This is a genomic window from Pandoraea aquatica (assembly GCF_902459565.1).
GTDB lineage: Bacteria > Pseudomonadota > Gammaproteobacteria > Burkholderiales > Burkholderiaceae > Pandoraea > Pandoraea aquatica.
The window spans coordinates 102,168-123,828 of sequence record NZ_CABPSN010000003.1; the positions used below are offsets into that span (position 1 = coordinate 102,168).

18 protein-coding genes are annotated in these 21,661 nt (G+C 64.2%); 11 read left to right on the plus strand and 7 right to left on the minus strand.

Going from position 1 to position 21,661, the window contains the following annotated elements; translation table 11 throughout:
* The first annotated feature begins 104 nt into the window (after positions 1–104).
* The 9 genes from PAQ31011_RS11275 (at position 105) to PAQ31011_RS11315 (ending at position 10,021) form a co-directional block, all read left to right on the plus strand.
* Entirely contained in the window at positions 105–620 is a 516-nt protein-coding gene (locus PAQ31011_RS11275; protein ID WP_174990087.1) for an LPS-assembly lipoprotein LptE, read from the plus strand.
* 45 nt (positions 621–665) lie between these two features.
* Entirely contained in the window at positions 666–1,745 is a 1,080-nt protein-coding gene (gene holA, locus PAQ31011_RS11280; RefSeq protein WP_150575934.1) for a DNA polymerase III subunit delta, read from the plus strand.
* 83 nt (positions 1,746–1,828) lie between these two features.
* Positions 1,829–3,109 (plus strand): glutamate-5-semialdehyde dehydrogenase, encoded by a 1,281-nt coding sequence (locus PAQ31011_RS11285; RefSeq protein ID WP_150575935.1) that lies wholly within the window; start codon positions 1,829–1,831, stop codon positions 3,107–3,109.
* A 22-nt stretch (positions 3,110–3,131) separates the two neighbouring features.
* Positions 3,132–3,752, plus strand: coding sequence for a HutD/Ves family protein (locus PAQ31011_RS11290; protein WP_150575936.1), 621 nt, complete (start codon positions 3,132–3,134; stop codon positions 3,750–3,752).
* Between the two features lie 207 nt (positions 3,753–3,959).
* Positions 3,960–4,901 carry an AraC family transcriptional regulator gene (locus PAQ31011_RS11295; protein WP_150575937.1) on the plus strand — a complete coding sequence of 314 codons (942 nt, stop codon included), beginning with the start codon at positions 3,960–3,962 and terminating at the stop codon, positions 4,899–4,901.
* A gap of 274 nt (positions 4,902–5,175) precedes the next feature.
* On the plus strand, positions 5,176–5,619 hold the full coding sequence (locus PAQ31011_RS11300; RefSeq protein WP_150575938.1) for a (2Fe-2S)-binding protein: 444 nt from the start codon (positions 5,176–5,178) through the stop codon (positions 5,617–5,619).
* On the plus strand, positions 5,600–7,906 hold the full coding sequence (locus PAQ31011_RS11305) for a xanthine dehydrogenase family protein molybdopterin-binding subunit (RefSeq protein ID WP_425495102.1): 2,307 nt from the start codon (positions 5,600–5,602) through the stop codon (positions 7,904–7,906). Before PAQ31011_RS11300 ends, PAQ31011_RS11305 begins: the two co-directional genes overlap by 20 nt.
* On the plus strand, positions 7,906–8,898 hold the full coding sequence (locus tag PAQ31011_RS11310) for an XdhC family protein (protein WP_150575939.1): 993 nt from the start codon (positions 7,906–7,908) through the stop codon (positions 8,896–8,898). Before PAQ31011_RS11305 ends, PAQ31011_RS11310 begins: the two co-directional genes overlap by 1 nt.
* Positions 8,899–8,965: 67 nt before the next feature.
* Positions 8,966–10,021 (plus strand): porin, encoded by a 1,056-nt coding sequence (locus tag PAQ31011_RS11315; protein ID WP_150575940.1) that lies wholly within the window; start codon positions 8,966–8,968, stop codon positions 10,019–10,021.
* 77 nt (positions 10,022–10,098) lie between these two features.
* Here the strand turns inward: PAQ31011_RS11315 and purH are convergent, their stop codons facing one another.
* The 7 genes from purH to PAQ31011_RS11350 all read right to left on the minus strand — a co-directional run bounded on the left by purH (position 10,099) and on the right by PAQ31011_RS11350 (position 17,774).
* Entirely contained in the window at positions 10,099–11,664 is a 1,566-nt protein-coding gene (gene purH / locus PAQ31011_RS11320) for a bifunctional phosphoribosylaminoimidazolecarboxamide formyltransferase/IMP cyclohydrolase (protein ID WP_150575941.1), read from the minus strand.
* Positions 11,665–11,774: 110 nt separating this feature from the next.
* Entirely contained in the window at positions 11,775–12,008 is a 234-nt protein-coding gene (locus PAQ31011_RS11325) for a Fis family transcriptional regulator (protein WP_039393174.1), read from the minus strand.
* Entirely contained in the window at positions 12,005–13,033 is a 1,029-nt protein-coding gene (dusB, locus tag PAQ31011_RS11330) for a tRNA dihydrouridine synthase DusB (RefSeq protein ID WP_039393172.1), read from the minus strand. The genes PAQ31011_RS11325 and dusB overlap by 4 nt, the downstream gene beginning before the upstream one ends.
* Before the next feature lie 152 nt (positions 13,034–13,185).
* Entirely contained in the window at positions 13,186–14,523 is a 1,338-nt protein-coding gene (locus PAQ31011_RS11335) for a UbiH/UbiF/VisC/COQ6 family ubiquinone biosynthesis hydroxylase (RefSeq protein ID WP_150575942.1), read from the minus strand.
* A gap of 21 nt (positions 14,524–14,544) precedes the next feature.
* A complete protein-coding gene (locus PAQ31011_RS11340) occupies positions 14,545–15,876 on the minus strand; it encodes an aminopeptidase P N-terminal domain-containing protein (RefSeq protein ID WP_174990088.1) in 1,332 nt (443 codons plus the stop codon).
* A 52-nt stretch (positions 15,877–15,928) separates the two neighbouring features.
* Complete coding sequence (gene murU / locus PAQ31011_RS11345) at positions 15,929–16,669, minus strand: N-acetylmuramate alpha-1-phosphate uridylyltransferase MurU (protein WP_150575944.1); 741 nt, start codon at positions 16,667–16,669, stop codon at positions 15,929–15,931.
* A 10-nt stretch (positions 16,670–16,679) separates the two neighbouring features.
* Entirely contained in the window at positions 16,680–17,774 is a 1,095-nt protein-coding gene (locus PAQ31011_RS11350) for an aminoglycoside phosphotransferase family protein (RefSeq protein ID WP_150575945.1), read from the minus strand.
* Positions 17,775–17,937: 163 nt separating this feature from the next.
* On the opposite strand from PAQ31011_RS11350, the gene PAQ31011_RS11355 reads away from it, so the two are divergent.
* Together PAQ31011_RS11355 and PAQ31011_RS11360 are read left to right on the plus strand one after the other, a co-directional pair.
* Entirely contained in the window at positions 17,938–20,301 is a 2,364-nt protein-coding gene (locus PAQ31011_RS11355) for an LPS-assembly protein LptD (protein WP_150575946.1), read from the plus strand.
* Positions 20,294–21,661, plus strand: a complete 1,368-nt coding sequence (locus PAQ31011_RS11360) for a peptidylprolyl isomerase (protein WP_150575947.1) — start codon at positions 20,294–20,296, stop codon at positions 21,659–21,661. Before PAQ31011_RS11355 ends, PAQ31011_RS11360 begins: the two co-directional genes overlap by 8 nt.

The window sequence follows — 21,661 nt, forward strand, 5'->3', positions numbered from 1 at the left end:
CAGAGAATGCGGGGGCGGTGACTGCCGCCCCGAGTCGGTTGATGACGTTTGGTGAGAAGAGGGCACATCACGTGCAAATGACATCCGGGCAACGAAGCGTCGGTGTGACGCGCAGGATTTTCGGCTGGATCGCGCTGCTGGGTTGCGCACTGACGTTGTCGGCGTGCGGCTTCCAGCTGCGCGGCGCGAGCGAGTACGCGTTCCAGCGCCTGTATATTTCGGGCGGCGGGTCGATGGGCATCGATATTTCACGCTATATCCGCTACGGCAGTAAGGGGACGGTTGTGGTGACCGAGCCTAAGGAAGCGGATGCTCGTCTGGAAATCGTGAACGTGCAGGCCTCGCGTACGGCGGTCAGCCTCGATGCGAATGGTCAGGCACGTGAATACGAAATGCGAAGTGCATACACTTTCCAGTTGGTCACGCCTGATGGTAGACCGATTATTCCGCTCACGACGATTCGCCTGGTGCGCAATCTGCCCTATAGCGATAGTGAGTCGACTGCGCGTGATGCCGAGGCTTCACTGCTCTATCGCGATATGCAGAAGGACGCTGTCGATCAGATCATCCGCCGCATGGAAGCTGTGAAGTCCATGCCGGAAGCCAAGCCGGAAGAATAACGCCCGGACCCGCAGAACTAAGTTCAGGAAAGCCAAACCGCCGCCATGCAATTGCGCCCCGACGCGCTCGACGCGCACCTCGCCAAGACACTCTCGCCGATCTATACGATCTACGGCGATGAGAGCCTGCTCGTGCAGGAGGCGGTGGATCGCGTGCGTGCGGCGGCGCGTGCCGGGGGCTATACCGAGCGCGACGTACTCAGCGTCGAGCGCAGCTTCGATTGGGGCGCGCTCGCCAACGCGGGACAGTCGATGTCGCTGTTCGGCGACAGAAAGCTCATCGAATTGCGCATCCCCGGTGGCAAGCCGGGCAAGGACGGTGGGGCTGCGCTCAAGGCGCACGCCGACGCCGCCAACAGCGATGTGCTGACCATCATTACGCTGCCCCGGCTCGACGCCACGGCAAGCAAGTCCGACTGGTTCACGTCCCTCGACCGGGCCGGTGTGACGGTCAAGGTCGATCCGGTCGATCGTGCGCGTTTGCCGGACTGGATTGCGCAGCGTCTTGCCGCGCAAGGGCAACGGGTCGAAGCCGGTGAGCCGGGACGACGGGTCCTGCAATTCATCGCCGACCGCGTCGAAGGCAATCTGCTCGCGGCGCATCAGGAAATTCAGAAGCTCGGGTTGCTGTATCCGGCGGGCGCGCTCGCGTTCGAACAGGTGCAGGATGCCGTGCTCAATGTGGCGCGTTACGACGTCTTCAAGCTCAGCGAAGCCGTGCTCTCGGGCGATGTCGCGCGACTGGTACGTATGCTCGACGGGCTGCGCGGCGAAGGCGAGGCCGCGCCGCTCGTACTGTGGGCGCTCACCGAAGAAGTCCGCACGCTCGCCAAGATCACACGCGGCATGGCGTCGGGCAAACCGCTCGCCATGCTGCTGCGCGAATACCGTGTCTGGGGCCCGCGCGAACGGCTGATGGAGCAGGCGGTGGGGCGCGTCACGGCGCCGATGCTCGCGCAAGCGCTGCAACTCGCGGCGCGTCTCGATCGTCAGGTCAAGGGCCTGCGCGCCGAGGGCCTGCCAAGCGATCCGTGGGACGGCATGCTGCAACTCGGTTTGCTGCTCGCCGGCGAGCGACCGCCGGTGGCGCGCGCCACCCGCGCCGCGCGCCCAGCACACGCCTGAATCCGTTCGACGCGTCCGGTCACGGCGGCAACGCCGCCCACCGCGCCCGACATCCCGATATCCCGAATTCTCAGAACCACCATATGGACATCAAAGCGGACATCAAAGCCTACATGCAATCGTTGGGCCAGCGCGCCCGCGACGCATCGCGCGCCATGGCGCGTGCCGACACCGCCGCCAAGAACCGTGCCCTGCTCGCCATTGCCGACGCCATCGAACGCGACGGTGCGAAATTGCAGGACGTGAACCGTCGCGACCTCGAACGCGCGCGCGCCAATGGTCAGGACGCCGCCTTCATCGACCGCCTCACGCTGTCCGACAAGGCGCTGCGCACCATGATCGAAGGCCTGCGTCAGATCGCCGGGCTGTCCGATCCCATCGGTGAGATCAGCAACGTGCGCGTGCAACCGAGCGGCATTCAGGTCGGTCAGATGCGCGTGCCTCTGGGCGTGATCGGCATCATTTACGAGTCGCGTCCGAATGTCACCATCGACGCCGCAGCGCTGTGCCTCAAGTCGGGCAACGCCACCATTCTGCGCGGCGGCTCGGAAGCCATCGAAAGCAACACGGCGCTGGCGGCGCTCATCGCGGAGGCACTCGCTTCCACGGGCCTGCCCGGCGACGCCGTGCAAGTCGTGAGCACGCCGGACCGCGCCGCCGTCGGTGAACTCATCACCATGACCGAGTACGTCGACGTGATCGTGCCGCGCGGTGGCAAGAGCCTGATCGCGCGCCTGATGCAGGACGCACGTGTGCCGATGATCAAGCACCTCGACGGCATCTGCCACGTCTATGTCGACGGCCTCGCCGACCCGGTCAAGGCGTTGGCGATCTGCGAGAACGCCAAGACGCATCGCTACGGCACGTGCAACACGATGGAGACGTTGCTCGTCGATCAGCAAGCGATCGATCAACTGCCCGCCATCGCCCGCATGTTCCAGAGCAAGCAGGTCGAGCTGCGCGGTTGCGAACGTACGCTCGCCGCGCTGAGCGCAGCCGGCGTGAGCGGCGCGATTGCGGCGACCGAGGAAGACTGGTCGACGGAATATCTCGCGCCGGTACTGGCGATCAAGATTGTCGACGGCATGGCACCCGCCATCGCCCACATCAACCGTTACGGCTCGCACCACACCGACGCCATCGTGACGGAGAACTACACCGACGCCATGCAGTTCCTGCGCGAGGTCGATTCGGCGAGCGTGATGATCAACGCCAGTACGCGATTTGCCGATGGTTTCGAGTTCGGCCTCGGTGCGGAGATCGGCATCTCGAACGACAAGCTGCACGCGCGCGGCCCCGTCGGTCTCGAAGGGCTGACGAGTCTGAAGTACGTCGTGTTCGGACACGGCGAAGTGCGTCAATGATCGTGAACGAAGGCGTGGACGCATGAAACTGCAAGCACTCGGCCCCGCCGATTTTCTGAAAATGCCGTGGAAGAACGGTCAGGGCGTGACGACGGAACTGGCGGTGGCACGTCGGTCCGGCGAGGACGGCTTCGACTGGCGTATCAGCACCGCGACGGTCGCAGTACCGGGACCGTTCTCGGTGTTCGCGGGCATCGATCGGTCGCTCGCCATCGTTCGCGGCGGCACACTTACGCTCAACGTGGAAGGGCGTCCGGACGTCACACTGACGACGCGCACCGCTCCGTACACTTTCGGCGGAGAACTCGCGGTGAGCAGCACGCCGGCGCTTGAGACGGATGGCGTGCCCATCGACGACTTCAACGTCATGACGCGACGCGACGGCTGGCAGCACTCGCTGACGCAGCATCGTCTCGAAGGCGATGCACTGACGTGGACGCTGCCTGTCACGGCCGATGCGCTCGCGCTCCTCTACTGCGCGTACGGACAGGTGCGTGTGACATTCCACGACGGCCGGACGTTGACCGTCGCTGCGGGTAATGCGCTTCGCATCGACGAAGTAGGCGCGGGTGCCAACGTCTGCGAACTGCACGCGGACGCCACCTCGGCAGATGTCTTCCTGACAACCCTCGCTCGTCGCTGATCCTCGTGAGCCGCCTGTGCGTCGAGGTATCGACTCACAGGCGTGCGCTAGCGTCTCCCTTCGTCCTTCCCCCCACCTCGACCGCCCTCAGGTCAAACCCGATATTTTTCCGTGCAGTAAAACGGCATACTTCGAAGTAATCCATATATAAATCGAAGTTCCACCCATGAAACAAAAAGCCGACTATCCTGCGCGAGGCACGGCGCAATGGATCCGTTAAGCGACGTCCTGAGCGACTTGCGCGCGGACGCGGTCGTCACTGGCCGCTTCACGTTCGGTGCGCCGTGGTCGCTGCGCAAACCGGCGCTCGACGGCGCACCGTTTCGCATGGCGATGGGGGAACCGTTCTACCTGATCGTGGCAGGCATGACACCGGTGCGTGTCGAGCCGGGCGACTGCGTGCTGTTGCCGCACGGGCACGAGCACGTGATGTGTTCGTCGCTGGACGAGCCGCCGGTGGTCTTCGAGGAGATGATGTCGGCGCAGGGCATTGAGCCGCGTCTGGACACGCCGCTGGCGTTCCGTGCGGGCGGGGATGGTCCCGTGAGCGATCTCTATACCGGCGTGGTGATGTTCCGCGACCGGGTGCGCAACCCGCTGCTGGCGTCGCTCCCGCCCGTGATCCATATTCGCGCGGGTGACCCGGCCGTACCCGCGTTGCTGACGAACACCATCGCAGGATTCATCGAAGCGTCGATGCAGCGCGGTGCGGGGTGGCGTGTGGTCGTAGCACGCCTGGCCGACGTCTTGTTCGTGCAGATCCTGCGGGCGTACCTCGAAGCCAGCGGTAGCGCCAGCACGCACTGGTTGCGCGGCATGACCGATCCGCAACTGGGCCGTGCCATCGCGTCCATGCATGAAGCGCCGCAGCGTCCGTGGACGGTCGAGCAACTCGCCGCCATCGCGGGCATGTCGCGCTCGAAGTTCTGTCTACGCTTTCGCGATCTTGTCGGCGAATCGCCGATGACTTACCTCACCACCCATCGCATGTACCTGGCAGCCGAGCGTCTGTCGGGTGCCAGCGCGCGGATTTCCGATGTCGCGGAAGCGGTCGGCTACGCCTCGGAAAAGGCGTTCACGCGCGCATTTCGCCGCTGCTATGGACTGCCGCCGCGCGAGTACCTTCGCAGCTGCGAGCTGGGCCACTAAGCCTCAGTTACCCCCTCCTCCCTTTGATGGGCTCCGCCGCGCACGCCGTCCGCGTGCGGTTTGCATGACGTCCTCATGCGGCTGACGGCTGCCTGAGATAGACGGATAACGGAGATCGACGGACGCCCGAGGGTTTTCCCGTCTCTGGACGAACGGCATCCTTTTCGGGCCGGGCGGCCGTTGTCCGGCAATTTCCTCGTTGTGAGAATTCACTCGCCATCTGCTGGTGCTGCGCGTTTCTCCGCCGCACGCAGCAGTCACAACGGGAGAGTCAATGGAATTCCAACTCAACGGGCGGCCCTTCGTCTTCGACGGCGAGGACGACACGCCTTTGCTGTGGGTCATCCGCGATGCCGCGGGGCTGACCGGAACGAAATACGGATGCGGCATCGGCGCGTGCGGTGCATGCACGGTGCATCTCGAAGGCGTGGCCACGCGCACGTGCGTGCTGCCGGTCTCGGCCGTCGCAGGCAAACGCATCACGACCATCGAAGCGTTGTCGCCCGCGCGCTCGCATCCGATCCAGCAGGCGTGGATCGCCAAAGACGTGCCGCAGTGCGGCTATTGTCAGTCCGGCATGGTGATGGCGGCCGCCGCACTGCTCGACAAGCATCCGCACCCGACCGACGCGCAGATCGACGAGGCAATGACCAACCTCTGCCGTTGCGCGACCTATCACCGTATCCGGGAGGCGATCCATGACGCAGCAAAACGCTGAGCGCACGGCATCCGCCGTGAACGACACGCCCCTCATGGCGCCGGCTTCATCGTCGCGCCGCCAGTGGCTCAAGGGCATGTCGCTCGCCGCTGGCAGCTTGCTGATCCCGATCTCCGCGTCGTGGCTGACAAGCCCCGAGGCCCGCGCGGCCGACGCAGCAGACGGCCATCTCGTCGAGATCAACGACTGGATTCGCATCGACGCCGATGGCACGACCGTACTCGGACTCTCGCAGTGTGAAGTCGGGCAGGGCGTGTACACCGGCTTGCCGCAAGTGCTGGCGGACGAACTGGACGCGGACTGGCGACGCGTGCGCGTCGAGTTCGTGACGGCGCGCGACGCCTACCGCACGGCCGCCGCGAACGAAGCGTTGCAGCAGTTCGTCGGTGCATCGATGTCGGCAACGCTGTTCTACGAGCGGCTGCGGATTGCCGGAGCGCAGGCCCGCGAGTCGCTCGTCGCGGTCGCGGCTCGCCGATTCGGCGTTCGCACGACCAACTGCGTCACGCGTGACGGTCGCGTGATGCATCCGCAGTCCGGCCGCTCGCTCGGCTATGGCGAACTGGTGGCCGAGGCCGCGAAGCTGCCCCTCAATCCGCATCCGCGTCTGAAGAACGAGGCCGCGCATTCGCTGATCGGCCGCGCGGTGTCTCGTCTCGATACGCCGTCGAAGGTCGACGGCTCGGCCGTCTTCGGCATCGACGTGAAGGTGCCGGACATGCTCATCGGTGCCATTCTGATGGCCCCGACGTCGGGCGGTGCGCCGCTGTCCGTGCGCAATCGCGACGAGATCAAGGCACGTAAGGGCGTGCACGACGTGGTGCTGGCGAAGGACGCCGTTATCGTCGTGGCCGACGACTACTGGCGTGCGAAGAAAGCTTGCGACGCACTCGACGTCGAATGGAAAGCCGGTCCCGCCGCCGACAGCACGACGATCATGGCGCAGCGCCGCGAGGCGCTCGTCAAGGCGAAGGGCGGTGTCGCCACGAACATCGGCGACGCGCCCGCACTGATCGCCGCAGGCGGCAAGGTGGTGACGGGCGAATACCACACGCCGTACATCGTCCACGCGACGATGGAACCGGTGAACGCCACTGTGCACGTGCGCCGCGACAAAGGCGAGATCGAAGTCTGGGGCCCGATTCAGGGGCAGGACAAAGTGCGCTGGGCGCTGGGGGGCATCTTCAAGGTGCCGCCCGAGAAGGTCACGGTGCATACGACGTTCCTCGGCGGCAGCTTCGGACGCAAGTACGTGCCCGACTTCGTGATTCATGCGGCAGTCGCGTCGGCGGCGGTGGGGCGGCCCGTCAAAGTGATCCGCTCACGTGAGGACGACATCCGTCACGGCTTCTACAGGCCGTGCGCATCGGGACGCTTTCAGGCCGTGCTCGGCGACGACGGTCTGCCCAAAGCCATGCACCTGCGCGTGGCCGGGCAGTCGATGTACAACGTCATCAAGAAGGATCACTACGAGAAGGCGGGTTACGACGAGACCATGCTCGACGGGCTCTACGACCTCGTCTACGCCGTGCCGAATCTGCGCGTCGAAGGCATCGACGTACCGCAGCCGAACATTCCCGTGAGCTTCATGCGCTCGGTCGGCTCGACGTCGAGCGTGTTCTTTCTCGAGAGCTTCATCGACGAGATGGCGGACGCGGCGGGCATCGAGTCCATCGAGTATCGCAAGCGTTTGCTGAAGCACGATCCGCTCGCCACACGCGTCGTCGAAGAAACGGAGAAAGCGGCCGGATGGCGGACGAAGGTGAAAGCGGGCGTGCATCGCGGCTTCGGCTACTGCACGTACACGGGACGCGGTGCAGCGTTTTCGACGTATGTTGCGGTCGCGGTGGAGCTGCGTGTCGTGGGCGATCGCTTCAAGATCGAGCGCGTGGTGTGTGGTGTCGATTGCGGCCGTGCGATCAATCCGAACCTCATTCGCGCGAACATCGAAGGTGGTATCGGGTTCGCGTTGACGAACACGTTCAAGAGTCAGATCACGTTTGCGAACGGCGGCGTCGAGCAGAGCAACTTCGGCGACTACCCGCTGCTGTATCTCGTGGAGATGCCGAAAGTCGAGACAGTGATTCTGCCGAGCGATCGTCCGCCACAGGGCTGTGGCGAGGTGTCGCTGCCGCCGATGGCGCCGGCAGTTGCGCAGGCGATTCGTCGCGCGACGGGCGTGCGGCCTCGTTCGATGCCGTTGCCGCAAACGGTGACCGAAGCGCGTGCGCTACATCAGGCAGACCGAGCGGACTCGGGTGACGGTATCCGCAAGGGGCAAGGGTAATGGACGGCGTCGACGCCGAGGTGCTGGACACCATCGCGCGCTGGCAGTCGCAGGGCGACGACGTGTTGCTTGCGACCGTCGCCCGCACGTGGGGCTCGGCGCCGCGTCCGGTCGGCGCGATGATGGCGCTGACCCCGCGCGGACGCGTCGCCGGATCGGTCTCGGGCGGTTGCATCGAAGACGATCTGCTCGCGAAGGTCGCGGGCGGCTTTCGCCCGGGGCTGCGTCCGCATGTGCAGACGTACGGCCTGACTGCCGACGAAGCGCATCGGTTCGGTCTGCCGTGCGGTGGCACGTTGGAACTCGTCATCGAACGTGTCACACCGCGCAGTGCGCTCGATGCCATGTGCTCAGCCATCGCGGCCGGCCGTCTCGGCGTCCGCGAGCTCGATCTGCGCACCGGACAGGCGCGCGTGCGCAGCGTCGGTCAACCGGCGGCGTTCGCCTATACGCCGACGCGGCTATCGGTCCCGTTTGGGCCGCGCTGGCGAATCATCGTGATCGGCGACGGGCAACTGACGCAGCATCTCGTGCACATGGCGTTGCCGCTGGGCTATCAGATCGTGATCTGCGACCCGCGCGACATTCATGACGATCACGACTGCGCGCAGGAGACACACCCACTCGTCACACGCACGAAGGAGATGCCGGACGATCTCATCGTGCGTCTGCGTCCCGATGGCAATACGGCCATCGTGGCCCTCACACACGATCCCAAACTCGACGATATGGCGCTGCTCGAAGCGCTGAAGTCCGAGGCGTTCTATGTCGGTGCGATTGGCTCGCATCGCAATCAGGCGTCGCGGCGCGAGCGGCTGGCGATGTTCGATCTGACCACCACGCAGATCGAGCGATTGCATGGACCTGTCGGCTTGCCGCTCGGCTCGCGCACGCCGCCCGAGATTGCGCTGGCGATTCTGGCGCAGATGACGGCGTTGCGCAATGGCGTCAGGTATGGAGCCGAGGTGCACCTTCGTGATAGGGCGGCGTGAGGGTGTGCCGTACTTGCAGTCGATGTTTGAAATGTAATTCGTAGTCCAATATAAAAAAGGGAATGTCATGAAACGCAAGGTTTGGATGGCAATGGCACTGACGCTCGCGGCAGGCGGCGTCAAGGCGGACGGGTTGCAGATTTACGGGATTCTCGACAACAGCGTCGAATATCTCAGCAACGCCGGGGTCGGTGCGAACGGCAGCAAGCAGTCGGTCGTGCGCGCGAGCAACGGATCTCAGGTGCAGAACCGCTTCGGCTTCAAGGGGTCGGAAGATCTCGGCGGTGGCCTCAAGGCCATCATGCAGCTGGAGTCCGGCTTCAACCTGAACAACGGCGTGTTGCAGCAGGGCGGGCGGATGTTCGGTCGTCAGGCCTACGTGGGGTTACAGAACGAATGGGGCGCGCTGACCGTTGGCCGTCAGAAAAATCTGATTTACGACGCATTCCTCGAACTCGACCCGCTCGGTTATTACAGCTATGCGTTGCCCGCACTCGACGCGCAGTTCGCGGGGAAGGCGGATAACTCGATCAAGTACGCTGGCAACTTCAATGGCTTCAAGGTCGCCGGTCTGTTCTCGACGGGCTACGACGGTACCATCGCCAACGGCGGACAAGTGCCGGGCGAGTGGCGCGTGGGCAAGGAATACAGCGTGTCGGTGGGTTACGCCAATGGGCCGCTGAATGTCTCACTCGTGTACGACCAGCAGCAGGGCACGGCCATCGCGACGCAGGGCAACACGACGCAGCGTGTGGCCGCCGGTGCGAGCTACGCGATCGGTAACTTCAAGCCCTATGTCGGTTATCAGTGGTATCTGAGCAATGTGCCGGGGGTGGCAGCACGTAATGAGTTGTACTTCGCCGGATTGCAGTATCGTCCGGTGACGGAGGTGATTCTCTCGGGCGCGATCTTCTACAACAACATCACGTCGACGAATCAGCATCCGTATCTGTTGGCGGCGAACGCGGCGTATCTGCTGTCCAAACGCACGCAGTTGTTTGCCGAAGTGGGCTTCTCGCGTAATCAGAACGGCTCGAATCTGGGCGTGACCGGTTATGGAATGAGCATCGTGCCAGGCAGCAATCAGCTCGGCGTGGCCGTGGGGCTGTCGCATTACTTCTGATTCGACACCGGCTGGGCAAAGTAAAAAAGGACACCCGAGGGTGTCCTTTTTCTCATCACGCTTATCGCGATCCGTGCTTAGTGACGGAAGTGGCGCGTGCCCGTCATCAGCATGGCGACGTTGCGTTCGTCGGCAGCGGCGATGACTTCGTCGTCGCGCATCGAGCCGCCCGGGTGGATCACGCAGGTCGCGCCAGCATCGACCACCACGTCGAGGCCATCACGGAACGGGAAGAAGGCGTCCGACGCCACGGCCGAGCCGTTCAGCGAGAGACCGGCGTTTTGCGCCTTGATGCTGGCGATGCGGGCCGAGTCCACACGGCTCATCTGACCGGCACCCACGCCCAGCGTCATGCCGCCGGCGCAGAACACGATGGCGTTCGATTTGACGTACTTCGCCACGCGCCATGCGAACAGCAGGTCTTCCATTTCCTTGGGCGTCGGGTGACGCTTCGTGACCACGCGCAGTTCATGCGGTGCCACGTTCTTCGAGTCCGTCGACTGGACGAGCAGGCCACCGCCCACGCGCTTGAAGTCGTACTGATTCACGCCAGCGCCCATCGGCACTTCCAGCAGACGCACGTTCTGCTTGGCGGCGAACACCTGCTTCGCGGCGTCGGTGAACGACGGCGCGAGGAGCACTTCCACGAACTGCTTGGCGACGGCTTGCGCAGCCGTTTCGTCGACTTCGCGGTTGAAGGCGATGATGCCGCCGAAGGCCGACGTCGGATCCGTCTGGAAAGCCTTGGCGTACGCTTCGGCGGGCGAAGCCGCCACGGCCACGCCGCACGGATTCGCGTGCTTGATGATGACGCAAGCCGGGGCTTCGAACGTCTTCACGCATTCCCACGCAGCGTCGGCGTCGGCGATGTTGTTGTACGACAGTTCCTTGCCTTGCAACTGACGGTAGTTCGCGAGCGACCCTTCCGGCGTGACGATGTCGCGGTAGAACGCGGCGCTCTGGTGCGGGTTCTCGCCGTAGCGCATGTCCTGCACCTTGGTGTAAGCCAGGTTCAGCGTGGCCGGGTAGGCCGAGCGCTCGTCGTGACGCAGCGACTCGCCGAGGCTCGTCAGGTAGTTCGTGATCGCGCCGTCGTACTGGGCGGTGTGCGCGAACACCTTGGTCGCCAGACGGAAGTTCGTGGTGTATCCGACGGTGTTGTTGTTCGCCTTCATTTCGTCGAGCACCACGGCGTAGTCGGCCGGGTCGACGATGACGGTGACGTCACGATGGTTCTTCGCGGCCGAGCGCAGCATGGTCGGTCCGCCGATGTCGATGTTCTCGATGGCGTCTTCGAGCGAGCAGTCGTCTTTGGCAACGGTCTGAACGAACGGGTACAGGTTCACGACGAGCAGGTCGATCGTCGGAATGCCGTGCGTGTCGAGGGCGGCCATGTGCTCGGGCAGGTCGCGACGCGCCAGAATGCCGCCGTGCACCTTCGGATGCAGCGTCTTCACGCGCCCGTCGAGCATTTCCGGGAAGCCGGTGTAGTCGGCCACTTCGGTCACTTTCAGACCGGCGTCAGCCAGCAATTTGGCGGTGCCGCCGGTGGAGAGAATCGACACGCCTTGGGCTGCGAGCGACTTGGCGAAGTCGACGATGCCGGTCTTGTCGGAGACGGAAATGAGAGCTTGCTTGATCATGACGGACGGTAGTGAAGCGGCAAAAACGGGCGGTTAATCGCGGATTAGTACAGGGCACGGATTAGCACAGGGCCGGTAAGGCCGGGCGGCGAATGTCGCCGCCGCAGCCCTTACAGCAGGCCGTGCTGCTGCAACTTCTTGCGCAGCGTGTTGCGGTTGATCCCCAGATATTCCGCGGCGAGCGACTGGTTGCCGTCGGCCTTGCCGAGCACGAACTCGAGCAGGGGTTTTTCGACGACGGAAACGACCATATCGTAGACATCGTGTGGCCGTGCGCCGTCCAGATCCCGGAAATACATATCCAGACTGTCGCGCACAGATTGTTCTATGTTTGCTTTGCTCATGCGGCTAATAGCTCCCTCGGAGATTCTTGTTCATAGCAGAGGCGGTCCGAGTGCACCTTCTGCTCTTCGAAAAACGCGTTGACCGCAGCCAACTGTTCCTGCGTGGTGTCGAGCGTATTCATACGCTGGCGGAACGTGGCTGCCCCCGGCAGGCCACGCGAATACCACGCGATGTGCTTCCGCGCGGTCCGCACACCGGTGTACTCCCCGTAGAACTCGTAATGGTCCACGAGGTGTTCGTTCATGATCTGCTGGATCTCGTCGACGCGCGGCGGCAAGGCGATCTCGCCCGTCGTGAGAAAGAGTTCGATGTCGCGGAAGAGCCACGGACGTCCCTGTGCCGCGCGGCCGATCATGATGGCGTCTGCGCCCGTGACTTCGAGCACGTGCTTTGCCTTCTGCGCCGAAGCGATGTCGCCGTTGGCCACCACCGGGATGCGTGCCGCAGCCTTCACGGCGGCGATGGTCTCGTACTCGGCGTCGCCGTGGTACAGGTCGGCGCGCGTGCGGCCGTGCACGGTCAGCATGCTGATGCCGCACTCTTCGGCGATGCGCGCCACCGTGAGCGCATTCTTGTGTTCGCGGTCCCAGCCCGTGCGAATCTTCAGCGTAACGGGCACGACATCACCTACGGCACCGACGACGGCGGACACGATACGGGCGACCAGCGGCTCGTTCTGCAACAGCGCCGATCCGGCGGCAACGTTACAGACCTTCTTGGCCGGGCAACCCATGTTGATGTCGATGATCTGCGCACCGCGTTCGACGTTGTAGCGCGCGGCTTCGGCCATCATCTCGGGGTCGGCCCCGGCGATCTGCACCGAAATCGGGGCCACTTCGCCCGCGTGATTCGCGCGACGCATCGTCTTCTCGCTCTTCCAAAGCTGCGCGTTGGACGCCACCATTTCCGACACGGCATAGCCCGCGCCCAGTCGTTTGCACAACTGGCGGAACGGACGGTCCGTCACACCCGCCATGGGGGCGACGAACAGGTTATTGCGGAGTTCGTGGGGACCGATACGCACGATGAAGGGGAAAAGCCGGAAAAAAGATCGCTATTTTACTGCGAAAACCCGCCCTCGTCGCCTAAAAAATGTGCAAAGTTCCGGGCGGGCCCGTCTGGGCTGCACCGGAAAGACTTCGGGAGACGCCCGGTGAGGGGCGTGAGATCTCGGGGTTAGCCGCGCTGGCCGAACATCATCTGTCGGGCGAAGGCGGTTTTGAGCGGGGGAACGAGATCGAGGCTGGCCAGTGCCATGCCGCGCGCGAGGGCGACCGGGGCGGCGTCGATGCCGAACAGGCGGGGCAGCAGATCGGTGATGCGAATCGTCAGTCCCCGGTCTGCGCGACGGCGTCGGGCGAAGGCGGTCAGTGCGGCAGGACCTGCTACGCCCTGATGCGTCGTACCGGCGCTGGAATGGCGAACGAGGCAGTCAGCGAGGTCGAACGCGTCGCGCAAGCCGAGGTTCAGGCCCTGACCGGCCACGGGGTGAAGCGTCTGGGCGGCGTTGCCGATGGCAGCGACACGGCCGTCGACCACCTGACCCAGCGCATTCAGACCGAGCGGGAAGCCCGCGCGTCCGGTAATCGAGGTAAAGCGGCCCATGCGGTCGCCGAATGCCTTGTGCAGTTCGGCGAGAAACTGAGCGTCGTCCAACGCGCGGCGACGGCTGGCTTCGGCATTCGAGCAGCACCACACGAGCGCGTAGCCGTTCTCCTGCGGGAGGAGCGCCACGGGACCGTCGGACGTAAAACGCTCCCATGCCCAGCCGATGCGCGGACGCTCGCACGTCACGAAGCCGACCAGCGCCGTCTGACCGTAATCGCGCGTGCGCGGCCGTGCCGTCTGACCTTCGAACAATCCGCCTTCCGCGTTGACGGCGAGCGTGGCGTGCAGCGTGTGCACGTGATCGCCGCTCGCGCCTTCAAGCGTGAGGGTGACCTGCTGGGCGTCCTGACGCAGCGCGATGGCGCGATACGGGCGGAAGTGGTGCAGTCCCGGTGCGTCGCTGTCGAGCACGCTGAGCGCAGACGCTTGCGAGGCATGCTCGACGCGCGTCGGCAACTGTGCCATCGCGGTATCGAGCGCACGCATGAGCGCGCCGTAACGCACCACGTAGCCGAGGGCCGGCACGCTGTGATCGAGGGCGTCGATCTCGGTGCTGCCGAAACGTTGCGCTTGCGAGACGTGAATGTGCTGAATCGGTGTGCTTGGCAACGCTGTGCGCTCGCGCGGCCATGCCCCGGCGCGCGCGAGAATTTCGCGGCTGCCGTGGGAGAGGGCGAGCGTGCGCGGGTCGTCGTAGCTGGCTTGCGCGCCACGCCCGTCCACCAGCGCCACGCGCAAGTGCGGTGCGCGTTGCGCGAGCAACAGCGCGAGCGCCGTGCCGACCGGACCCGCACCCACGATGGCGACGTCGAAACGCGCGGCGGGCCGTTCGGTCGCCGCGCGTTGCTCGGAAGCGGTGGAGGTGGCGGAGGTGTCGGCGTTGCCGGAAACCTGTGCGTTCGTCATCAGCCGTGAGTCCGTGACGCGTCAGCCGCGCATCAGCGCTTCGATGTCGTCGGCGTCGACCGGCACGTCGCGCGTGAGCAACGTGCAGCCGTCGGCAGTCACCACGGCGTCGTCTTCGATGCGAATGCCGATGTTCCAGTAACGCTCGTCGACGTCCGGCCCCGGACGCACGTAGATGCCCGGCTCGATGGTCGTCACCATGTTGGCGGCCAGCGTGCGCCACGGACGCTCGCCGTTCGGGCCATCTTCACGGTATTCGCCGCAGTCGTGCACGTCCATGCCGATCCAGTGGCCGGTACGGTGCATGTAGAAGCGGCTGTAGGCCTTGTTGGCGATGACGTCGTCCAGACTGCCCGCCGTGTCGCGCTTGAGCAGGCCCGTGTCGAGCATGCCCTGCGCGAGCACGCGAACGGCAGCCTCGTGTGGCGCGTCGAAGCGTGCACCAGCGCGCGTGGCGTCGATGGCGGCTTGCTGCGAGGCCAGCACGATGTCGTAAAGCTCGCGCTGGGCCGGCGTGAACTTGCCGTTGGCCGGGAACGTGCGAGTGATGTCTGAGGCGTAGCCGTCGAGTTCGCAGGCGGCGTCGATCAGCACGAGATCGCCGTCGCGCAGCTCGGCGTCGCCCGCGCGATAGTGCAGCACCGTGGCGTTCGCACCGGTGGCGACGATCGAGCCGTACGCCGGGAATTGCGAGCCGTTGCGGCGGAATTCATACAGCAGCTCGGCTTCGAGATGGTATTCGCGCAGGCCCACTTTCGATGCCTTCATGGCGCGCACATGGGCGTCGGCGGAAATCTTGCCAGCACGCGCCATGATGGCCAGTTCGGTGCTGTCCTTGATCAGACGCATCTCGTCGAGAATCCCGCGGATGTCGCGCGCGGCCGACGGTGCCGACACGCCGGTGCGGCTCTGCGCACGCACGGCGTTCAGCCAGTGACGCACCTGACGGTCCTGCTGTGCGGATGCGCCCAGTGCGTAGAACAGGGCGGGTGCGTCGGCCAGCAACTGCGGCAGACGCGTGTCGATTTCGTCGATGGGATAGGCGGCGTCGAAGCCGAAGGTCTCGCGTGCGGCGTCCGGGCCGAAGCGATAGCCGTCCCAGATCTCGCGCTCTTCGTTCTTCGCGCGGCAAAACAGAATCGAATGCCCCGTACGGCTGTCGAGGACGACCACCGCTTCCGGCTCCGTGAAGCCCGACAGGTAATAGAAGTAGCTGTCGTGACGATACGGGTAGTCGCTGTCGCGGTTGCGCGGCACTTCCGGCGCCGTGGGCAGGATGGCGACGCCGCCACCGGCCTTGCGCATCTGTTCGATGACTCGCTCGCGGCGGGCACGGTACGGGGAATCAGACATCGCGGGCTCCATTTCGGGGTATTGGTTCGAGTTCAGACGTATTGACCTGCGTTCAGGCGATTCTACTGCCGGGCGAGCGTGCGTGCCCGGCGCGCACTTCGGCGTCCAGTGCATCGAGCTGCGCCGGGGTGCCGACGTTTTCCCAAACGCCGTCGAAGCGCTCGCCGCTCGCGTGTCCTGCGGCAATCGCGCGCTGGTACAGCGGCGTGAGCGCCAGGCGCGTGCCCGGGGCGATGCCGTCGAACAGGCGCAGGTCGTACAGGGCGATGTTGCCGAACGTCAGCGACTCGGCTGTCGCGGGCGCGGCGTCGCGCAGGAAGAGATGGCCTGTCGCGTCGAGCGCGAAGTCGCCCGTCGGATGGAAGGCGGGATTCGGCACCATCACCAGATGCATGCCCGGCGTGGGTTGCGCGGCAAGGCGCTCGGCCTGCGCGCGAAGCGTGGCGTAATCGAAGTCGGTGAAGATGTCGCCCGACACCGCCAGAAATACGTTCCCGTCACCTTCGAGCAACGCGCGCGCTTGGGCGATGCCGCCTGCCGTCTCCAGCGCTTCGGCTTCGGCCGAGTACGCCAGGTGCACGCCGTAGGTGCTGCCGTCGCCGAGGGTGGTTTCGATCTGAGCGCCCAGCCAGGCGTGATTGATCACGATTTGCGTGAAACCCGCGCGGGCCAGCGCTTCGATCTGCCACACGATGATCGGCTTGCCGCCAACGGTGAGCAAAGGCTTGGGCGTCGTGTCGGTGAGCGGACGCATGCGTTCGCCGCGCCCGGCAGCGAAGATCATCGCTTTCATGAGCGATGCCTCAGAACGTGTAGCCGACGTCGACCTGCTGGCCGGTCAGCTCGTCGAGCAGCTTCGCCAGCGGGCGCAACGGCGCATAGCGGTCGGCCACCTTGCGGGCGTAGTCGAGAAAGCGCGGGGTGTCGGCGAGATAGCGGGGCTTGCCGTCGCGATAGTTGATGCGCGCGAAAATGCCGAGCACCTTGAGGTGACGTTGCAGTCCCATCCATTCGGCCTGACGGTAGAACTCGCCGAAGTCGGCGTCGACCGGCAGACCGGCCTTGCGCGCCCGTTCCCAGTAGTAGGCCAGCCAGTCGAGCTGACGTTCTTCGTCCCAGCTAAGGAACGCGTCGCGCATGAGCGAGATGACGTCGTAGGTGAGCGGGCCGTAGACGGCATCCTGAAAATCGAGAATGCCCGGGCCGGTCGTGCCCGGCAGGCCCGGCATCAGATTACGGGGCATGTAGTCGCGGTGCACGAAGACTTTCGGCTGTGCGAGCGCGCTGTCGATGAGCAACTGATTGATGCGATCGAGCGTGGCGCGCTGCGACTCGCTCAGTTCGACCTTCAGATGCTTGCCGATGTACCAGTCGGGGAACAGATCGAGCTCGCGCTTGAGCAACGCGCTGTCGTAGGCCGGCAGGACATCGGCGCGCGAGCTCTTCTGCCAGACGATCAGCGCGTCGAGTGCGGCGCGCATCAGCGGGCGTGCGCTATCGGCGTCAAGGTCGGTCAGGACGTCGAGATACGTCTCGCGCCCGAGATCGGTGAGCAGCAGGAAACCCTGCGCGAGATCCTCGGCCAGCACCTTCGGCGCTTGCAGACCGGCTTCCTCAAGCAACTGCGCCACGTGCACGAAAGGACGGCAATCCTCTTGCGGGGGCGGCGCGTCCATCACGATCAGGCTCGGATGCGCGGGGGCGTGGCTGCCAATGCGGAAGTAGCGCCGGAAACTCGCATCGGCCGACGCAGGTGCCCAGTTCGCCATGTCGAGCGAAAACTCGGAGGACAGACCGGAGAGCCAGTGGTGAAGGGCTTGCAGGCGGGGATCGGAGGTGTTCAAGAGTTCGCTGGAAGCGTTGGAAACACTCGCGGAGGTACTGGGTTGTGCGGTCATGGTGGGGGCCGTAAACGTCTTGCCATATAATACCCGATCATGTTTTCCCGACGCCCTGTTTCTCGACCTCGATCGACCGTCCCGAATGTCCCGGTGAAGCCGGCTGGACAAGCGGGATTGGCTGCCCGCAAGCGGCGCCACGATTGTCTCGCTGTTTGCGTACATGCCGGATAAACAAGTCCATACGAATGAAGTCTCGTCGCTGCAGCGCATGATGCGCACGCGACGCAAGCCACTGGCGCTGCTGCTCTCCCTACCGGGCGTGTGGTGTTCGCTCGCCGGTGCGCAGGAAATTCCCCCGCCCGATATTGCCAAGAGCGACGGCCTCGTGTTGCGCACGGTGCCGGCGCTTGTCGACAATCCGCTCTCCAGCGGCGACGACGTGCCGATGTACGTGCGCGGCATGGCCCTCACCGGCCGGACCAACGTGGACGCCACGGTCGACGGCGACGCCGAAGCACGCAAGTACCGCTCGTTCGTGAAAGGCGATCGCCTGACGTACGATCAGGACACGGACGAAGTGGTGGCGCACGGCAACGCGCGCCTGTCGCAGGGCGGCAATATGTTCATCGGCCCCGAAGCCCATATGTATACGGGCGCGGGCGATGGCTACATGCTCACGCCGACCTACCGCCTCGTGTCGGGGGGCGGCGGAAAGTCGGAGCGCGCCGACATCGAAGCCAACAATGTCGTGACGCTGCAACGCGGCACGTACACGGGTTGCGCGACCTGTGCGGAAGATGGCAAGACGCCTGCGTGGTACATCAAGGCGTCCGAATTCGAGTTCGATCAGGAACAGCAGGAAGGCACGGCGTACAACGGCATTCTGTTCTTCCAGGGCGTGCCGATTCTCGCCAGCCCGTACATGTCGTTCCCGACGTCCAACGAGCGCCGCTCCGGCTTCCTGGCGCCGACGTTTACGCAGTCGAGCCGTACGGGTTTCGAACTCGCTACGCCGTACTATTTCAACATCGCACCGAACCGCGATCTGACGATCACACCGCGCATCATGACCAAGCGCGGCGTGATGCTCAATGGCGATTTCCGCTATCTTGAGCCGACCTACTCGGGCCTGTTCCACATCGAGTATTTGCCGAAGGATCGTGTCACGGGCGACGCGCGTTACACGTACACCTTCCAGCACAGTCAGGCGCTCGGCTATGGTGTGAACGGGTACGTCAATTTCTCCAAGGTTTCGGACGATACCTATCCGGACGACTTCGGTACCGGCACGAACTTTCAGAACGGTGTGCAGCGCGTTTATAACCGCGAAGCAGGTCTGACATGGAGTCGTGGGGACTGGTCATTCCTCGCACGTGTACTGAGATATCAGACGCTTGCGCCCAGCTCCCCGCAGTACGAGTCTGTGCCGGAACTGTCGGCGACGTACAACAAGCTGGATTTTCACGGCTTCGATTTTTCGCTGCCGATCCGGTATAACCGCTTCCAGATCGCGTCTTGGACGGGCCAACCGAACGGTGAGCGTATCTATGCGCAGCCGACGTTGAGCTATCCGATTCTGACGCCGGGCTACTTTATCGTCCCGAAGGTCATTTTTAACGCCGCTGCGTATAACGTTGATTATCCGAGCGGCTCGATGTTGAATTCATCGACGACACGGACATTGCCGACGGTCAGTCTCGATACCGGATTGACGTTCGAGCGACCGCTGACGCTGTTCGGTACAGCGATGAAGCAGACGTTGGAACCTCGTTTGTTTTATGTCTACACGCCGTACCGTGATCAAAGCTCGATTCCGATTTTCGATAGTGCGACGGCGGACTTCAACCTCGCGGAAATCTTTAGCGAGAATTCGTTCATCGGCGTTGACCGCATTCAGGATGCCAATCGTGTCACGGCCGCGCTCACATCCCGCCTGATCGACGCCGAGACGGGCGTGGAGCGCGCACGTGTCTGGTATGCCCAGCGTTACAACATCCAGCAGTCGCGCGTGACGATGCCGGGCGGGGTGCCGGAGGATGCAGGTGTTTCCGACTTCCTGGTCGGCGGTTCGGCCTTGCTGTACCGCAACATCACATTAAGCACCGCCGTGCAGTACAGTCCGAGCACGTCGCAGTTCAACCGGTCTGACGTCGGTGTGACGTGGCGCCCGGGTGAGCGCAGGGTATTCAACTTGTACTACCGCTACCTGCGCAATCCGCCGCCGGTCGTGGGGCAAAGCGCATTGACCGTCACGCCGATCAACCAGATCGAACTTTCGGGGCAGTGGCCGATCACACCGCGACTCGGCATTGTGGGCCGTCTGAACTACAGCATTACGGACAAGACGTTCGTCGATGCCCTGGCGGGTTTCGAGTATGATGCCGACTGCTGGGCCTTCCGGATTGGGCTCCAGCGCTATGCGACCAACGCCACTACGACAACTTCGCGCGTCTTTGCGCAGTTGGAGTTGAAGGGCTTGACCAAGTCGAGTAACAGCGCCACAGAAGCCTTCAAGGTCGGGGTGCCAGGCTACCAGCCACCGCCGACGAACCAGATTCCTTCTCGATTCAGCAACTATGAATGACATGTTTGTGAAGCGTGCCTCGCTGCTGGCGGGCCTGTGTCTCGCCGCCGGGGTGGCGGTTGCGCAGCCGGCGCCGGTCAGCGCCAAAGCCGCAGGTGCACCCGCGTCGTCCGCCCGTGCCGTCGATTCGATCGTCGCCGTGGTCAACGACAGCGTGATCACCCGCAAGGAGCTCGACACGCGTATCGAGGAGGCCAAACATCAACTGACGCTCTCCAAGCGCCCGATTCCGGACGCCGACCTGTTGCAGCGTCAGGTGCTCGAACAGATGATCGTCACGCAGGTGCAGCTTCAGCGCGCCAAGGAAGGCGGCATTGTCGTGAAGGACGCCGACGTCGAACAGGCCTTGCAGCGCATCGCCGCCGACAACCGTCTGAGCGTCGATCAGTACAAGGCGCGTCTGGCGCAGGCCGGTGTGCCGTGGGACGCCTTCCGTAAGGAAGTGCGCGAGCAGATCATCATGGCGCGCCTGCGCGATCGTGAAGTCGACAGCCAGGTGCAGGTGAGCGACTCGGAAATCAACGCGTATCTCGCCGCACAGAAGGGTGCCAATGCTGCGCCGGCGGAGACGGAATACCGACTGAGCGAGATTCTCGTGAAGCTGCCGGACGGTGCGACGCCGGATCAGGTCAGCGCCGCGCAGAAGAAAGCGACCGAAGCGCTGGATAAGGCAAAGGCCGGTGGCGATTTCGCTGCGTTGGCGAAGCAGTATTCGGATGCGTCCGATGCCGCCAGCGGTGGCGACATGGGTTTCCGCATTCCCGAACGTATCCCCGATCTGTATCTCAATCAGGTGCAGAAGCTGCAAGCAGGCACCGTTGTGCCGCAAGTGCTTCGCAGCAGCAACGGTTTTCACGTCATCAAACTGGTCGAGACGCGCAAGCAGGGCGGCGATCAGGGCATGACCGTGCCGCAGATCCACGCACGTCACATCCTGATTCGTGTGGGTGACGGTGTCTCGGAAGCGCAGGCACGTCAGAAGCTGCTCGACATCAAGGCGCAGATCGAAGCGGGCAAGGGCGACTTTGCCGACTTCGCGCGTCAGGTGTCGGTGGACGGCTCGGCATCGCAGGGCGGCGATCTCGGCTGGATTTCGCCGGGCGAAACGGTCCCCGCCTTCGAGCGCGCGATGTCCGAACTCAAGGACGGTCAGATCAGCGACCCGGTGCGTTCGGAATATGGCTATCACCTGATTCAGGTGCTGGGCCATCGCGAGTCGCAGGTCTCGGGCGATCAGGAACGTAACCTCGCCATGCAGGAATTGCGCGGTCGCAAGGCCGAACAGCAGTACCGCGACTGGTTGCAGCAACTGCGCGACAGCGCTTACGTCGACTACCGTCTGAGCAACGCGCAGCAGTGA

Coding starts and splice junctions, on each gene's coding strand:
- PAQ31011_RS11300 (WP_150575938.1), top strand. CDS start 5,176: ATGGAATTCCAACTCAACGGGCGGCCCTTCGTCTTCGACGGCGAGGAC.
- PAQ31011_RS11355 (WP_150575946.1), top strand. CDS start 17,938: ATGCCGGATAAACAAGTCCATACGAATGAAGTCTCGTCGCTGCAGCGC.
- PAQ31011_RS11310 (WP_150575939.1), top strand. CDS start 7,906: ATGGACGGCGTCGACGCCGAGGTGCTGGACACCATCGCGCGCTGGCAG.
- PAQ31011_RS11360 (WP_150575947.1), top strand. CDS start 20,294: ATGAATGACATGTTTGTGAAGCGTGCCTCGCTGCTGGCGGGCCTGTGT.
- PAQ31011_RS11305 (WP_425495102.1), top strand. CDS start 5,600: ATGACGCAGCAAAACGCTGAGCGCACGGCATCCGCCGTGAACGACACG.
- holA (WP_150575934.1), top strand. CDS start 666: ATGCAATTGCGCCCCGACGCGCTCGACGCGCACCTCGCCAAGACACTC.
- PAQ31011_RS11325 (WP_039393174.1), bottom strand. CDS start 12,008: ATGAGCAAAGCAAACATAGAACAATCTGTGCGCGACAGTCTGGATATG.
- PAQ31011_RS11340 (WP_174990088.1), bottom strand. CDS start 15,876: ATGTCTGATTCCCCGTACCGTGCCCGCCGCGAGCGAGTCATCGAACAG.
- PAQ31011_RS11315 (WP_150575940.1), top strand. CDS start 8,966: ATGAAACGCAAGGTTTGGATGGCAATGGCACTGACGCTCGCGGCAGGC.
- PAQ31011_RS11335 (WP_150575942.1), bottom strand. CDS start 14,523: ATGACGAACGCACAGGTTTCCGGCAACGCCGACACCTCCGCCACCTCC.
- PAQ31011_RS11285 (WP_150575935.1), top strand. CDS start 1,829: ATGGACATCAAAGCGGACATCAAAGCCTACATGCAATCGTTGGGCCAG.
- PAQ31011_RS11290 (WP_150575936.1), top strand. CDS start 3,132: ATGAAACTGCAAGCACTCGGCCCCGCCGATTTTCTGAAAATGCCGTGG.
- purH (WP_150575941.1), bottom strand. CDS start 11,664: ATGATCAAGCAAGCTCTCATTTCCGTCTCCGACAAGACCGGCATCGTC.
- PAQ31011_RS11295 (WP_150575937.1), top strand. CDS start 3,960: ATGGATCCGTTAAGCGACGTCCTGAGCGACTTGCGCGCGGACGCGGTC.
- murU (WP_150575944.1), bottom strand. CDS start 16,669: ATGAAAGCGATGATCTTCGCTGCCGGGCGCGGCGAACGCATGCGTCCG.
- PAQ31011_RS11350 (WP_150575945.1), bottom strand. CDS start 17,774: ATGACCGCACAACCCAGTACCTCCGCGAGTGTTTCCAACGCTTCCAGC.